The following is a 15209-nucleotide window of genomic DNA, read 5'->3' as shown; positions in this document are numbered from 1 at the left end:
AATAATATTCCTAACCTTGCGACTCTGTTCCTTCCTCCTCATACATTGATTCTATCTCATCGGAGTAATGTTCTTTGACCACCGGTCTCTTCACCTTTTGGGTGGGCGTAAGTTCATCTGATTCAATAGAGAAAGCGGCATCTAACAACACAAACTTTTTAACCGTTTCCCAGGGTGACAGCTCTTTATTCACTTTATCTACCTCATCTTGGATAAGCTTTCGTACCTTAGGATCATCACTGACATTATCAGCCATCGATTTCCCTTGACTCTTCAGCCGTTGCTCTACATTATCAAAACTTGGTACAATTAACGCTGAACAAAACTTACGTTGATAGCCAATCACAACAGCTTGGTCAATAAAGCCACTTTCTATTAGCTTATTCTCAATGATCTGAGGAGCTATATATTTACCGGTTGAAAGCTTAAATACCGACTTTTTACGATCCGTGATAAACAAGTAGTTGTCTTCCAGCTTTCCAACATCCCCGGTCATAAACCAGCCGTCATCGGTAAATACCTCATCGGTCTTTTCCGGGTTATTATAATATCCTTCCATCACATTGGGACCTTTGGCAAGGATTTCGCCATCTTCTGCAATTTTGATATCCACATTGGACAGCGGAAACCCGGAGCTGCCAACCCGCAGGTGATCTTTATCTTGTACAGAAAGTACCGGAGAGGTTTCGGTAAGCCCGTACCCTTGCAGACATATAAAGCCGATGGCATTCATAAACCGAAACAGGTTTGGAGAAAGGGCTGCTCCCCCACTCACAACACCCAGCAGGTTCCCTCCAAACAACTCCCTGATTTTAGAGTAAACCAACTTGTCGGCAATTTTGTGTTTCACCGTTTCCAATCCTGAAGGTGGGTTTTCGGGATCATATTCTTCGGCCCGGTGAAGCGCCCAGTAGTATAGCTGTTTTTTAAGTCCGCTCAACTCCTGCCCCTTCACCTTTACCCCTGTGTGGATCTTCTCTAATAACCGAGGTACAGTAGCAAGGTAGTACGGCTTCACATATTCAAAATCATCACGAATCTCCTCTACTTCTTCAATGTAATAAATGGGATATCCTAAATGTAAATACAGGTATGTAATCATACGTTCAAACACATGCGATAGAGGCAAGTAAGATAGCATTCGCTCATCTTCTCTCACCTCTTCATCGAATGGAACTCGTTCCAGTGAAGCCCGAATATTGGAGGCAATATTGTTATGGGTCAACATTACTCCTTTGGGATCCCCTGTGGTGCCGGACGTATAGATCAAAGTAGCCAGATCATCAGGTTTTACCTTCGACTTAAGCTGTTCGAAAAGTTCGGGCTCTTCCTCATGCTTTTGGGCTCCCATCTCCATAATCGCATCGAAAGATTTGAGCTTATCATGCTTGGATCCAAATATAGAGATCACCGCTTCTACATTGGTGATGCCTTTCATCAACGGCTTGGTATCCTTAAACAGTTTATCTGTGGAGACGATATGAACTTTGGCACCGGAGTTTTCTAGAATATATTTGACCTGATCTCCCGGCTGTGTGGTATAAATGGGCACGTTGGCCGCTCCTATAGAAAGAATAGCCTGATCACAGATTACCCATTCTGCACTGTTTTCTGAATGTACGCTCACTTTATCGCCTTCACGAACACCCAGCTGGTAGAGTCCCAGAGCAAAATTTCTAACCTTTTTTTGAAACTCATCTCGGCCGGTTTTTACCCACTTGCCGTTTCGTTTGGTAGCTATCAGAACTTCTTTATCATGCTTTCGCAATCCCGCATCAATCTCAGAAATGATTGTAGTATGTTCGTTGCCCATAAATAAGTCTCCGTTATATATGATATAATATGGCGTATGTTACACTACTAATTTACACCTTTGTAGTTTATTTAAAAGTCTATTTTTGTTTCTTCTTCACTTGTAATGATTATATTAATATCTACTAATGAATTGTAACAGAATACTTTATGTATATCCAACCTAATTTAGAAAAACGTGTTGAATATTTTTTGGACCTCCCTCAGCTACATATGGGAGATAGTCTTAACATCGCTTTTACCTCGTTTAAAATCGACGAAATAAAAGCTACTATGCCGGTTGATAAAAATACGGTACAGCCTTTTGGCTTTCTACACGGGGGGGCTTCTGTAGTATTAGCAGAAACGCTGGCTTCTGTGGGGGCGTGGCTCAATATTGACGATGAGGACAAAACAGCAGTTGGTATAGAAATTAATGCCAACCATATGCGAGCAGTAAAAAAGGATAATACGGTGCAAGGTATTGCAAGACCTGTTCACAGAGGACGCCAAACCCAGGTATGGAAGACAAATATTTATACAATGAATGAAAAGCTGGTATGTACTTCTCGGTGTACTTTGGCAGTTGTTGAGATGTGAGACTGGGAGATATGAGACTAGGAGATTTGAGATTATGAGATTATGAGATGTGGGATGGTGAGTAGGGAGATATGAGTATTGAGATTATGAGTCAAAGAGATGTGAGAGATAGAAATATAACGTAGAGCTGGTTTCCTATTAACGTTGTTTTAATCTTTTTGAGAAGGTAAATATCATTTTTTGAAGTTCTATTACCTCTTGTTGAAGCTTTTTGCTTTCTTCAAGAGGTAATAGCTTTAGATTTGTTGCAACTATCAACTGAGTTTCAAGCTCACATGTTGAACCATAAGCAATACTTAGAAACCGGTTGAAATCTTTATCGGTATTACGTCCGGAGCCTTCAGCGATATTGGATCCTATTGAAACTACGCATCTTCTAAGTTGTGAGACCAAACCGTATTTTTCTTCACTAGGGAAATTGGAGGTAGCTTTATATATATCAGTTGCAAGTGAAACAGCTCTCTTCCAAATATCAAGATCTTTGTATTTGTGCATAAGTAAACAACAGTCTTAATTATTACTTATTAGTATGACTGTGTAAACACACATTCCTTACAAACTATCTTTGATAAATTTTTCTCTCATTACGTATAGTCTCAAATCTCACAATCTCACATCTCATTACTCCCTAGATTACTCAAACAACTGTCGTAACAGTTTACGCTTGGTAACCGGAAAAATCGTCTCATTAAAAGGAAGACTCAGATCGGTGTTGAAGGCATAAGTCGCCGGATTGGGCAATTTTTTATTATTGCTAATCAGATCCAGCTTTATGGCATTTGGTGATAACTGTGCCTTACCTTGCCCCAACGCTTTCATAAAAGCTGTTTTTAACGAACGGTAATTATCTTTGGCACTTTCAAATACCGTAACTTCATACTCAAAAAGAATCAATTTTGACTCTTCATTGTCGGGGACGAAAAAATATCCCTCATCCGTATAATTGGGAACAATCCCCACCTCTTCGATCTCTATCTCTTCGTTCACAAATTCGTAGATCGTTTTCCCCTCTTCAATTTTGGCTTTAATATATGGCAGCGCCCACTCAATAAGATCTTCTACTTTTGCGAGATCCGATCCCTGAACAAAGACGACTTCATGCTCAATCTCTTGGTTTACGAAGTCGATCTTTTTGATTCGTTTCGGAAATTCATCACGTAGATCCCGTAGTCGTTTTAAAATATCATCCAACTTGGTATACAGGTCCACCAGGTGACTCAGATGAGGATATATTTTATTTTTCTGAAAATCCTCAGATATTTCCTTTAGCCCAGCCAACACTTTGTACTGTGCTGATTCAAAATCCGATTGAACATGAGTAAAAAAGTCGAGATTCAATGAATTACTCATAGAAACCTCCAATAATTTTAGTTAGCCGAAATATAGATAATCGCCTTTACATACGTTTGTTAGATAACGAACATTTAGATCTTTATTATATTTATCGGTACTAAAAACGAAATCTAAAGCGCTCATTGCTCCCTAGTCTTCTCGGAATTGTACCTCCTTCCACTCCTCAAAATGGTGAGTCACTTTTCGTCGTTGATACTTTCCTGTTGAAGTAACCGGAATATCATCACCAAACACTACTACTTTCGGAGCCTTACTAAAAGGCAGTTTCTCTCTGCAGTAATTTAAAATAGCCTCTTTATCTTCTGCTGCCCCCTCTTCTAGCTGAACAAAAGCCCCTACTTCTTCGCCATACCAGTCGTTTTCAAACCCAACAGCAATACCTGCTTTAACACCCGGTGCTTTATTGATAACCTCATCAATCTCCAGGGGTGCCAAGTTTACTCCACCACGAATAATAAGCTCTTTTAGCCGGCCGGTAATAAAGAAATATGGGCGCCCGTCATCATCCTTAATATAAAACCCTTCATCTCCGCTTCGGAACCACCCATTTTTAAAAGTCTTCTCGTTGGCCTCTTTATTATTGTAGTACTTAATCATCACATTGACCCCACGGATTACAATTTCGCCCCGTTCATTCTCTTCAAGTGCATTTCCATCTTCATCATGAATGGCCATTTCATTTGCAGGAACAGGCACTCCAATACTGGGATACCCATAATCACTTCTCCACTTTTTGTGTTCCTCTTCATCGATATCGGTAGGAACAAAACAGGAGTAGCAGGTTGTTTCTGACAATCCATAGCCATGAATGATAGGTACTCCAAGTTGCTCTTCAAAGGTTTCAGCAACTTTTACCGTTAACGGACCTGCCCCACAGATAACATGTCGAAGCGTAGGTATTTCCGGACGTTCTCTGTCTTCATAGTAACTATTCAGATATTGTAACAGGGTAGGTACCATACTTACGATATGCACATTCTCTGCAGCAATCAGTTCGAAATACCTGCTCGTACGAAATCGCTTATTCAATACCGTAGATCCCCCTGCATAAAAAGGGGTAATAAGCGTAACCACTGTACCATTTACGTGGTGAATGGGAAGCACACACATCATACGTGTATTTTCATCGATACCGTGCCAATTGGAAATGCTGCGCGCATCTTCCAATAAATTCCGTTGACTTAACATCACTGCTTTGGGAGCTCCGGTAGTCCCTGAGGTAAACACAATGAGGGCTTCGGACTCTGTCAGCGGATCTTCAGGCAGGTTTAATGCTCCATCTTCTTTCGTGAAGTTATCTACCTCTCCTTCGCAGACAATCCACTCAATATTTTTAAGTTTATCTTTATATGTATCAAGAATATTCCGGAAACGCTCTCGGTACTCTGTTCTAATAAAAGCAAGTTCTACATCGCCATTTTCAAGGATATAAGCGATACGTTCATCATCTTCGCCCAAATTAATAGGTACTACAACCAACCCCAGTAACCAGGAAGCAAAGTATTGGATATTGGTGTGCCAATGATTATGTGATATAGTGGCCACACGGTCTCCTTGCCTAAGCCCCCGCCCCTGCAAAAAACGGGCGCAATCTTTTACCTGCTTACAAAAATCAGCATAACTCACTTCAGTGCGATTGTCATCCTCATCAATATAAGTAATATAACTACGTTGATCCTCAGAACGCGCTTTTATCAGTGCTTTAAAATCTGTGTATGGCAGCGGTGGCAGTTCATCTGTAAGGGTTCTTGCATGATCAATCTTTTGCTGAAGCTCTTTAAAATCCATTAGTCAGTATTATTTTTTCCCCGTTAACTTGTGTCCAATTTTAGTTTATGGATAGCGGAAAGGCAAATACATATTCTGTTTGATCTAAGATTAGCATTAGATTTATTTAAAAAAGTAAATCATATCCGGTTTTTCCCTAAAAAAGTAATACCTCTTTGATAGCACTATGACCTCCCCAATATTGATCGGATTTATCAGTGACGTAAACTCTGAGAGGGTCAATCCCGGAAATATTCTGATGACAATATTCCGAATATTCACTTTATAAAAGCCGTTTTGTGTATTGCATATCCATACCACCGTTATATCAATACCATCGACATGTATATCTCTCGCAGATCAATACCAATTATGAATTAACAATAGCTTTCTTGGGTATCCATGTCTCCATAAAGGATGATGTTGGTTTCTTTTCAAATGAGAATTCCAGTGTGATCTCTTTCTCGGAGTTTTGTTCTTTGGATAAGGTTGTATTTAATTGACGACTAAGCTTATTAATAAGGGTTACATCCAGCTCATCATCAGGATGGTCAAAATCAAAAGGAGCAACAATACCCTCAAACTTTGTTCTAATAACATCCCCTACTTCTTGAATACCTATTGTTACCACCCGGGATTGATCTTTAAGACTTTTCTTTTGCCTACAAATAAAAGTGAGTATCTCATTTAAAAGTAACCCAAAGGTTACTGCTTGGTTGATAGTCAGCTTTATGGGCACACAATTCAATTCAAAATTAATATTTTGATCGTCCCCAAAATTCACTTCCACCTGTTTTACCAGACTGTTGACATACACATCGATTTTGACATCAGCTGCTTCTTCATGCTGGTACGTTTGTTCATGCACTTTCCCCATTGAATATATACGGGAATGACTTTTTCGAAGTTCTCTTTCCACAAAAACATTTTGGGTATTATGCATTTGGAGCTCAAGCAAACCAGAGACCAACTGCATGTTATTTTTTACGCGGTCATGGATTTCAGCTATTAGCGCTCGTTTTATCCTTATCTGTTCTTTGAGGGTTTTATTCCAGCTTTCGACCAGTCGGATACCCGCCAGTCCTGCTGCTAACAGAATGGTAATAGAGATCCATGCAGTCATTTCAAAGGTCTGCGTAGCACTAATAATTTCACTGCCCAAAGAAGATTCTGTTGTTCTTAGTGCTTCTTGAATACGTAAGGCCCCAAGCTTTTCTGCCGATAAAATAAAAACCCCTAATACTGTTACCACAGTTATGATGGAGGTATAAACCCATCCCAGTGATACATCAGGACGTTCCGGCACCTCAAAAAAAGCATCCTTTAGCTTTTCAGCCCGATTACCCACAAGAAATAAAATAGGGGCATTAATAAAGACTATCTGCAGAAAGGCTCCTGTCCACCAGCTTTGCCACGCAATTAGGGTTTGCTCAATGGTTAATGCCTGCACATGGCTCCAAATTAATGATCCTAACGATGAAGCCATAGAGGCGACAAGAGCCACCCCTACGAAAAATGCCAGATCACTGAGACTACGTAATGTATACCTGAAACGAGTACTGTAATAAACCAAAGAAAAAATGGCCATTCCAAGAACTACAGCAATCCCAAATAGGATAGCCCACTGCACAGGCATATCAGAGGCCAATGCCAACATAAAGGTAGATAAATAAGCCGGGATAAACCCCCATTCAAATCCCAACCAAAAAAGTAAAAAGTTACAAATCATCAATGGAGGATAGAACAACAAAAATAAGGAGATCGCTTTTCGAGATGTTGTTAATGAGGACCAATCGTTAGGTATCCAATAGATTACCGATAAAAAGCTGATTGCAAAGAGTAGAATCCAACCTAAAAACAGAAGCCCTGCCCTCTTGCTGAAAAGCCCATACCGTTCAAGTAAATACCCCCAAGGAAGTGGTCGCCAGTGTCCCCTTTGACTCGTTGAATCTTCAGTCCCTAATTGATTTCCCATCCCTATTGCACTTATTTTTTATTGGACTTTATACGAATACCCGAATAATAACCTTAACAAGTAATAGTCTTTTTTCGGGGCTTTTTCCCTCTCAACAGGAGTTTTACTATGAATCAACTAATTGTATGTTCAATAACTCCTTTAAAAAACAGTCGTAATTCAGCAAAAACCTATAACCCGTGCCGTGCTATCTCTTAGTTACTCCGATTCTAGTTTAGCTGATGGAAAGCGGAAAGGCAAATTAATATGTTATATGAACTAAGGATACCACAGAATTTGTTTTAAATAGTAACCTAAACAGGGATGAGCTATGATGAAGCTTCGTATCAGTCTTTTTACAGCCATTATTTACAGCATATTATGCTTTTGCAGTCAAGAGGTTAACGCCATAACTGACACTCTGATCATGCCATTGCATGCAGATACTGTTGTTCACGATTCTCTTAGCTGGCAACGACCTCGATTTTCGGATCGTCAAAATGAGCGACACTCTTTAATAAAAGAAGGAGTGAAGAAACAGGGAGTTTCCGATCCGGCGGTATTAGATGCGATGCGGCATGTACCACGACATCTTTTTATCCCCCAACAGTACCGGCAATATGCTTATCAAAATCGCCCCCTTCCCATCGGTCATGAACAAACAATTTCGCAGCCTTACATTGTGGGTTATATGACCCAACTATTAGACGTGAATACAGGTGATAAAGTACTGGAAATAGGCACCGGCAGTGGTTACCAGGCAGCGGTACTATCCGAAATAACACCCTATATTTATACCATCGAAATTGTTGAACCCTTAGGCAAGCAAGCTGTTTCACGATTCAAAAAATTGGGCTACCATACTATAAAAACAAAAATTGGAGATGGCTATAAAGGCTGGCCTGAACATGCCCCTTTCGATCGGATCATTTTAACGGCCGCCCCAGAGCATATTCCCCAGCCACTACTTGATCAACTTGCCCCAAATGGCATTCTTATTGCTCCTGTGGGCAAAACCGGTGAAACCCAGTATCTCACCAAAGTTACAAAATCAGCAGATGGAACGATCACACGTCACAAGAAGCTTCCGGTTCGCTTTGTGCCGATGACGGGCAAAGTCCAAAAAAATTAATTACTTTGGTGCTATCCGGAAGCCTTATTATTAATAATATAATTTCATCATGACACTGTTTTATCGTGCTTTACTTTTCTTGGGATTTACCCTACTGCCGTTTTCTCTTTCTTCGCAAAATATAAAACCAGCTAATACTCCTGCAAAAGGTGATGATATTTTTGAGGCCATTCACCTGGAACGACAGCTTTTTGAAATATCAGAGGAGATGCAAGAGCTGCTTTCACAAAATCCATTTGGGTTATCCCAATCACTAAACAAACAGATGCTGGAACACTACAAAAAAGCCTTTACCAAACAGTTCCTGCTTACCGACGCTCACCGTACGTTCCAGGATCAGCTTAATACCCAATATTCAGATTCCACCTTACAATGGATAAACCAAGAGACAAGCCAAAGAATTCTTAGTGCCGAAGAAGACTACTACACCCTTCAGGGCATTCGCAAGCGGGTGGTACGCAGATATGAGCTTGAGAAAACCCCTCCCTCTCAAGAACGGATTACGCTTGTCAATACGTTAGCCAAGAAAATGGGCGTTCGTGAAGTAAAACTAAAATCCAAAATAATACTTATGCGCACTTTTTTAAAGGCATTTAATGCGCTCAGTAAAAGACGCACTTTTAAGCAGAATCAAAGAGAAGCCATAATTGCCAATTATAAGAATCAACTCCGAACCAATATGGATAAAGAGGTGCAAACCCAATTCCTGGTCACTTATTACGGAATTAAAAATGAAAAGCTTAGCACTTTTTCCTCTTTTTATAATACCGATGCCGGCGAATGGTTAAGAAATACCAAATCAGCGGCGCTTTATTCGGCTTACCAGGCAGCAGCTGATCGTTTTTTAGAATCGATACAAAATGATTAGCCCACCAAAATTTGACCTATAGCTATATACTCATGATCAAACGAAGTCCGATATTCCTTGTCATATTTGCACTTTTATATGGATGTTCAACTACTGAACCAACGACTACCAAAACGCAACCTGCCCAACCGAAGGTAGATTTTTCTACACTTGAAAAACCACCCCAAAACTGGCATCACCTTGATGAATCCCAAACACAATTCCGGGGCATCAGCAGTAAACAGGCTTACCAGTCCATCCTAAAAAAGAAAAAACCACAAAAAGAGGTAGTCGTTGCCGTTATTGACGGAGGCGTTGATACCAATCACGAAGATCTCAAAGATAATATATGGGTAAATACCGACGAGATCCCCAACAACCAAAAAGACGATGACCAAAATGGCTATGTTGATGATATACATGGATGGAATTTTGTAGGCGGACCCGATGGTAAAAATGTTGACGATGATACCTTTGAATTGACCCGCATCTATCGTCGCCTCAACAAACAGTTTAAAAACATTGATACTACCTCACTTTCCGGGGATCAAAACCAGCAGTACAATTACTATCAGGAGATCCGCTCAGATTATGAAGCAGAAGTAAAGAAATTGTACCGCCAATACAGTAACATTACTTCTCTGGAGCAGAATAAAAAACGTGCTAACGATATTTTGGTTGCCCATTTTGGCTCTCTGGATTACACCCATAAACAGGTAGAAGAACTACAACCTAGCAACCGTCAGCTCAATTTTGCAAAAAATGTAATGAGCTATGTATTTGAACACGATATCGATTCCACGCTCATTGCTGATCAAAAGAAACAGATTTATGAGTTTGCAAAATATGGCTACAATCCGGATTTCAATCCACGACATATTGTGGGTGATGATTATGAAGATAAGACTGAGCAATACTATGGCAATAATGATGTTGCCGGCCCCGATCCGAGCCATGGCACTCATGTGGGCGGTATTATTGCGGCCGTACGAGACAATGAAACAGGAGTTAACGGCGTAGCTGCGAATACCAAGATTATGGGGGTTCGGGCAGTACCCAATGGTGATGAACGCGACAAAGATGTTGCTAATGCTATTCGATATGCTGTTGATAATGGGGCCGATATCATCAATATGAGCTTTGGCAAAAGCTATTCTCCCTATAAGGAAGTTGTGGATGAGGCAGTAAAATATGCCGATAAAAATGGTGTTCTCATGGTTCACGGTGCGGGCAATGAATCACAGAATATTGACCAAAAACCAAAATACCCTACTGATGTGTATGGGTCGTCGATCAGCGGTGACTCTGCCGCTACTCACTGGCTAAGTGTGGGGGCCACGTCTTGGAAACCCAATGAGAATTTCATTGCCAACTTCAGTAATTATGGAGATCAAAAAGTGGATATTTTTGCTCCGGGTGTAGCGATCTACTCTACCATGCCCGACAATAAATATAAGCGGCAAGATGGCACCAGCATGGCCTCTCCCGTCGTTGCCGGAAGTGCGGCCCTCATCATGGCTTATTACCCGGAACTAACGGCCCAACAGGTGAAGCAGGTCCTGATGGAAAGTGTCGTAAAATACCCTCAACAAAAAGTAATTCTCCCCAAAGAAAACCCTGCCCAGGAAGCTAAACAAGTATTTTTCCATACCCTTTCAGTATCGGATGGCCTTATCAATGTATATCAAGCCCTGCAGGCTGCAGAGCAACTTAGTACGCAATAAACGCATGGATTTCACCCTGTTAAGATTTAAATTCTTGACAGGGTTGAACCTAGTCCTGATCAAATTATTACTTATCCCCAGCTACAATTACAAACTCCCCCGGGATCTCATAAGCCGTTCCATTCCAATACGGTTTTATTGATTCCAGGTATTCTTGATGCGCTTCTTCTTTTTCCTCTTCCTCAAACTTTCGATATGCCATTGCCACTGCTCCACCCAAAAAGGCGCTGATTATTGCCTCCTCATCCGAATGGAAAGGCAGGGTCATGTTAAATCGTTCTAAACGTACCTGTTTAAAACCGACCTCTTTGAAGTGTTTTTTCAACCTGTCACCCGTACCTAAGCTAAAAAAGAGCGGACACACATCTGTTTGTACGCGCCGATCTACAATAGGGAATATCCCGGCCCAACCACAGCTGCTGCGTTTTCCCCATACCAATGCAGCGGCCCTTCCCTCTTTCTTGGTTACTCTATACATTTCTGCTATGGCTTTTTCGGGATTGGGGTAATACATCATCCCCAACGAATTCACCGCCACATCAAAACGGTCATCGGCCAAATCTAATTCTTCAGCATCCATCCGCTCAAACGAAACATTCGAAATGTCCGCCCCTTCAGCTTTATCAGCAGCTTTTTCAATCATCTTCTCGGAGAGATCAATGCCCATAACCTTACCCCTTTTTCCCACTTTTTGGGCAATAGGCAGGGTCACCAATCCCGTACCGCAAGAGACATCCAGAACGTCTTCACCAGGCTGTAGATTAACGTTCTCCAGCAACCGCTGCTGAGCCGGCCAGAGCTGTTTATCCCACCCCTTTTCGTAGTGCGGAGAGGAATAATCCCATCCATATCGCTGTACTCTCCGCTGAAGTTCTGGTCTCATAATAGGTTATTTAAGGATTCGTAATAAAAATACATAAGTAAACACTATACTACTCTTTTCGAGCTGCAATACAACAAGAAGTAAGCTGTTTTTTGATATCTCCAATTTCTATTGGAGGATCCTGTTGTCTTCGCAACTCCAGCAACGAAAAGCCATTTTCACCTAAGATATCTTCCCATTGATCTACTTTATATAGATTAAAACCATGCTCTACAAAAGGAAAAACAAGCATACTTTCATATTCTCTCATCCCAGTATAAAACTCTCCCCCCGGTTTCAATATGCGATAAATTTCAGCAAGGTGCTTTTTGGGTTGCTCCCAAAAGTATATCACCATATTGCAAAATACTTTATCGAACGAACTATCATCAAAAGGAAGGGACCCACTTTCTCCTTTTCGGAGATCCAGCTTATCCGAAGCTAACAGATCAGGATTATTTTGTTTCGCCAGTCTGACCATCTCTTCGGAATAATCGATACCACTTATGTTGATATTTTCTTCGAATGAAATCAGTTTTTTAAAAAACTTTCCCGTACCGAAACCTATTTCAAGGATACGATCGTTTTGCTGTGGATTCAATACCTCAAGAGTTAAGTCAAATAATGGTTTATTTACTATATCCATTTTTTGGCCAATTTCTTGGGCAAAATCCCCTGAAGGCCTCCTAAGTTGTTGAGCAATAAATCGGGGGTCAGGTTGTGATCGCAAAATTATCGGTATGCGGTTCATAATATTTATACTCATAACGTCTCTCCCTTAGCTTTTGTAATTTTCACTTCACGTTCAATGGGAATAGCTCTGCTAAAGTCGTCAAGCACCGGGCTGTGCTTATCTGTTTCCTCTATCACACGCATGATCTCATCCTCAGAGGCCGGGCTTTCTATATGTACAATATAGCGTAACGCTTCAAAACCGGGCGGACGCTCATCGTCCAAATACAACATCCCGCGGGCATCAAAATCAGATTCTACCTCGACCTCAATGTTATCTATGGGGATTCCCAACACCGCTGCCCGCTGCGAATAGCCGATTGCCAGGCAACTGCCCAGTGCCCCGCGCTCCAGAATCCCCGGCCCCGGACCGGCATCGTTACCGCCTTCAGCTTCACCGATATCTACCTTGAATTTCCAGTGCTTGTGCTTAACCTCACAAGTGGTTCCATCGCGCAGCCGCACTTTGGTTGTGGCCGTGCTCTTAGCGGCTGAAGGACGAAGCTTAACAGCCTTCCGGTTCCGTTCAAACGCTCCCTTTATCGTCTGTGGATCTGCCATATCCTCTCCTCTATTTTTTAATATCTCACCTACGTTGAATAATGTACTAAAAGATTTCATCAAATATTAGTCATCATAAAATACGCGATGATTGCAACCTAACATCTGCGTGCTTCCAACTCTTATCAAATTTCTTCTTTACCTCTTCCGCTTTCACCTTTTTTCCTTGCGCTTTCAAACTCTGCCACAAACCGTAGAGAGACCAACCGTTATCAGGAAACTTAGCCAAATCGGCCCGATATACCGACTCTGCCTCTGCCGGGCGATCTGCTTGCAATAAGAGAGATCCCAGATTATGTCGCACGGGAAAAAACCAGTCCGGGGGCTCGTTGTAATTTAACTGATCTTCAATTTCAACAGCTTCCCGAAGCTGGGCAATAGCCTGATCATAATTACCTTTTTGTGCTTCGATCTCCCCTTTCAATACATGCACCGCAATCTGCATAAGCTCTTGGGTAGTATTGATATCCCATATTGTCACTTCTTTGAGAGTATCATCTGCTGCTATGGTTTTCAACTTATTCAACTCATCAGAGGCCTTGTTAAGGTTTTCCTGTCCCACATGAGCCATCCCTCTGGAATAATGCCAAACACTGCGCGGATAAATAAGATCTTTGGCAGGCTCAGGATATGAGAGGATTTTATCCCAGCGAGCAAAACGCACATGATCATACAAAGGAATCACCCAATAGTGTTGCAGGGTACCCAATCCCGGCTGACGCATGGTTTCAGTATCGACCAACTTTGAGGTGTTACGCGCCGCTTTGAGACTACGCTCGGAGCGCCCCTCCATAGTAGCCGTAGCCCACAAAAAATGGTAGTTGTGCGGCACATAGGCCAACGGGTAGATCCCCTGCTGGCGACACTGCCTAACATATTCGTTATCCGCTTTTACCGCCCGTTCATTAGCTAGCGTTCCCTGGTGATAATCTCCCGTTCGTATGTATATATGAGACGGCATATGTACCAGGTGTCCGGCGCCCGGGACCAATGTTCTGAGCCGATTGGCACTGGCCAGGGCTTTTTCCGGTTTTTCCGCTTCCACCGCATGAATATAGAGATGGTTTGCCCCCGGGTGATCGGGATCACGTTTCATCACTGATTCCAGTACTTTCAGTATTTTGGGGGTCCAGGGTTGAGTTTCGCCATTCTTTTTCCAGTAGTTCCATGGGTGCAGGTCCATTAGCGCCTCCGCATAAAGGGTTTGAGCATCCAGATCATTGGGATACTTCTCGGCCAGCTTGCCCATCGCCTCAGCATAAGCTGAATCCAGCGGCGTACGGTCTTCCGGTGGATCTTTCTCATATCGATGTGATAAAGCCTCAATATAGTCCTGCTCTTTTTGCGTACCGTTCTCTTTCAACTTAATGGCTTTTTGCAAGGCCTTCCAAGCCCGCGGGATATTATCTTCCGGCATTCCGGCATTGATATTGGGCCCCAGCACCAATGCCGCACCCCACCAGGCCATGGGATTATCGGGATCTAGTTCTGCCGCTTGCCGAAATGACCGATTGGCCTCTTTGTGATTAAAACCATACGAAAGGGTTAAGCCCTGGTTAAAAAACTCCTGCGCCAGAGTATCATCGGTTGATATTGCAAAATGATGATCACCCATTCCTTGTAGTAACGGCGCAAATTGCCCCTTAAATAATTTCTTAGTCGTCTCTTTTTCCTGCGAGGTGCAACCGCCCAGAAGTATAAAACCAAAGAAAATTACCAGACAAAACCTGCTTCTATTTTTTAATGCCCTGTTGACACAATTCATCATATCGATCTCCCTTTTGTTTTTATTACCATACCACTGTATTGGCATACACTATAACATACCAACTAGTCGGTATTATAATAAGGCAAGAAAGACATTGTCAAATGATTATTGATAACAA

At 41.8% G+C, this 15209-nt stretch carries 13 protein-coding genes; 4 read left to right on the top strand and 9 right to left on the bottom strand.

Annotation, left to right across the window (positions count from 1 at the left end; genetic code table 11):
* Positions 1-10: 10 nt before the first annotated feature.
* Entirely contained in the window at positions 11-1813 is a 1803-nt protein-coding gene (locus tag G3569_RS09145) for an AMP-dependent synthetase/ligase (protein ID WP_165268328.1), read from the bottom strand.
* 212 nt (positions 1814-2025) lie between these two features.
* Between G3569_RS09145 and G3569_RS09140 the strand changes: the two genes are divergently transcribed.
* Positions 2026-2391 (top strand): hotdog fold thioesterase, encoded by a 366-nt coding sequence (locus G3569_RS09140; protein WP_350356555.1) that lies wholly within the window; start codon positions 2026-2028, stop codon positions 2389-2391.
* Between the two features lie 138 nt (positions 2392-2529).
* Here the strand turns inward: G3569_RS09140 and G3569_RS09135 are convergent, their stop codons facing one another.
* The 4 genes from G3569_RS09135 to G3569_RS09120 all read right to left on the bottom strand — a co-directional run bounded on the left by G3569_RS09135 (position 2530) and on the right by G3569_RS09120 (position 7486).
* A complete protein-coding gene (locus tag G3569_RS09135; RefSeq protein ID WP_165268324.1) occupies positions 2530-2886 on the bottom strand; it encodes a four helix bundle protein in 357 nt (118 codons plus the stop codon).
* Positions 2887-3024: 138 nt separating this feature from the next.
* Positions 3025-3741, bottom strand: a complete 717-nt coding sequence (locus G3569_RS09130) for a hypothetical protein (RefSeq protein ID WP_165268322.1) — start codon at positions 3739-3741, stop codon at positions 3025-3027.
* A gap of 132 nt (positions 3742-3873) precedes the next feature.
* A complete protein-coding gene (locus tag G3569_RS09125; RefSeq protein WP_165268320.1) occupies positions 3874-5532 on the bottom strand; it encodes a class I adenylate-forming enzyme family protein in 1659 nt (552 codons plus the stop codon).
* A gap of 349 nt (positions 5533-5881) precedes the next feature.
* Entirely contained in the window at positions 5882-7486 is a 1605-nt protein-coding gene (locus tag G3569_RS09120) for a sensor histidine kinase (RefSeq protein WP_165268318.1), read from the bottom strand.
* A 406-nt stretch (positions 7487-7892) separates the two neighbouring features.
* Between G3569_RS09120 and G3569_RS09115 the strand changes: the two genes are divergently transcribed.
* The 3 genes from G3569_RS09115 to G3569_RS09105 are packed head-to-tail and all read left to right on the top strand — an operon-like array spanning position 7893 to position 11168.
* Entirely contained in the window at positions 7893-8597 is a 705-nt protein-coding gene (locus G3569_RS09115; protein ID WP_205720111.1) for a protein-L-isoaspartate(D-aspartate) O-methyltransferase, read from the top strand.
* Between the two features lie 49 nt (positions 8598-8646).
* Positions 8647-9465, top strand: coding sequence for a hypothetical protein (locus G3569_RS09110; RefSeq protein WP_165268314.1), 819 nt, complete (start codon positions 8647-8649; stop codon positions 9463-9465).
* A 32-nt stretch (positions 9466-9497) separates the two neighbouring features.
* Positions 9498-11168, top strand: a complete 1671-nt coding sequence (locus G3569_RS09105; protein ID WP_205720110.1) for a S8 family peptidase — start codon at positions 9498-9500, stop codon at positions 11166-11168.
* Between the two features lie 67 nt (positions 11169-11235).
* Here G3569_RS09105 and G3569_RS09100 read toward each other — a convergent pair whose 3' ends face one another.
* The 4 genes from G3569_RS09100 to G3569_RS09085 all read right to left on the bottom strand — a co-directional run bounded on the left by G3569_RS09100 (position 11236) and on the right by G3569_RS09085 (position 15091).
* Positions 11236-12051 carry a class I SAM-dependent methyltransferase gene (locus G3569_RS09100; protein WP_165268312.1) on the bottom strand — a complete coding sequence of 272 codons (816 nt, stop codon included), beginning with the start codon at positions 12049-12051 and terminating at the stop codon, positions 11236-11238.
* 49 nt (positions 12052-12100) lie between these two features.
* Positions 12101-12796 carry a class I SAM-dependent methyltransferase gene (locus tag G3569_RS09095; RefSeq protein ID WP_205720109.1) on the bottom strand — a complete coding sequence of 232 codons (696 nt, stop codon included), beginning with the start codon at positions 12794-12796 and terminating at the stop codon, positions 12101-12103.
* Positions 12793-13323, bottom strand: a complete 531-nt coding sequence (locus tag G3569_RS09090) for an OsmC family protein (RefSeq protein ID WP_165268308.1) — start codon at positions 13321-13323, stop codon at positions 12793-12795. The genes G3569_RS09095 and G3569_RS09090 overlap by 4 nt, the downstream gene beginning before the upstream one ends.
* A 73-nt stretch (positions 13324-13396) precedes the next feature.
* Complete coding sequence (locus G3569_RS09085; protein ID WP_205720108.1) at positions 13397-15091, bottom strand: tetratricopeptide repeat protein; 1695 nt, start codon at positions 15089-15091, stop codon at positions 13397-13399.
* Between the last annotated feature and the right edge of the window lie 118 nt (positions 15092-15209).

The sequence above is a fragment of the Fodinibius halophilus genome, from assembly GCF_011059105.1.
In the GTDB taxonomy this organism is placed as follows: domain Bacteria; phylum Bacteroidota; class Rhodothermia; order Balneolales; family Balneolaceae; genus Fodinibius; species Fodinibius halophilus.
The sequence above is the reverse complement of the archived record's forward strand: the minus strand, read 5'-3'. Positions and strand labels throughout refer to the sequence as shown.

Bases quoted from the DNA above. Each gene is read 5' to 3' on its own strand.
- G3569_RS09145 (WP_165268328.1), bottom strand. From the start codon at position 1,813: ATGGGCAACGAACATACTACAATCATTTCTGAGATTGATGCGGGATTG.
- G3569_RS09140 (WP_350356555.1), top strand. From the start codon at position 2,026: ATGGGAGATAGTCTTAACATCGCTTTTACCTCGTTTAAAATCGACGAA.
- G3569_RS09135 (WP_165268324.1), bottom strand. From the start codon at position 2,886: ATGCACAAATACAAAGATCTTGATATTTGGAAGAGAGCTGTTTCACTT.
- G3569_RS09130 (WP_165268322.1), bottom strand. From the start codon at position 3,741: ATGAGTAATTCATTGAATCTCGACTTTTTTACTCATGTTCAATCGGAT.
- G3569_RS09125 (WP_165268320.1), bottom strand. From the start codon at position 5,532: ATGGATTTTAAAGAGCTTCAGCAAAAGATTGATCATGCAAGAACCCTT.
- G3569_RS09120 (WP_165268318.1), bottom strand. From the start codon at position 7,486: ATGGGAAATCAATTAGGGACTGAAGATTCAACGAGTCAAAGGGGACAC.
- G3569_RS09115 (WP_205720111.1), top strand. From the start codon at position 7,893: ATGCCATTGCATGCAGATACTGTTGTTCACGATTCTCTTAGCTGGCAA.
- G3569_RS09110 (WP_165268314.1), top strand. From the start codon at position 8,647: ATGACACTGTTTTATCGTGCTTTACTTTTCTTGGGATTTACCCTACTG.
- G3569_RS09105 (WP_205720110.1), top strand. From the start codon at position 9,498: ATGATCAAACGAAGTCCGATATTCCTTGTCATATTTGCACTTTTATAT.
- G3569_RS09100 (WP_165268312.1), bottom strand. From the start codon at position 12,051: ATGAGACCAGAACTTCAGCGGAGAGTACAGCGATATGGATGGGATTAT.
- G3569_RS09095 (WP_205720109.1), bottom strand. From the start codon at position 12,796: ATGAGTATAAATATTATGAACCGCATACCGATAATTTTGCGATCACAA.
- G3569_RS09090 (WP_165268308.1), bottom strand. From the start codon at position 13,323: ATGGCAGATCCACAGACGATAAAGGGAGCGTTTGAACGGAACCGGAAG.
- G3569_RS09085 (WP_205720108.1), bottom strand. From the start codon at position 15,091: ATGATGAATTGTGTCAACAGGGCATTAAAAAATAGAAGCAGGTTTTGT.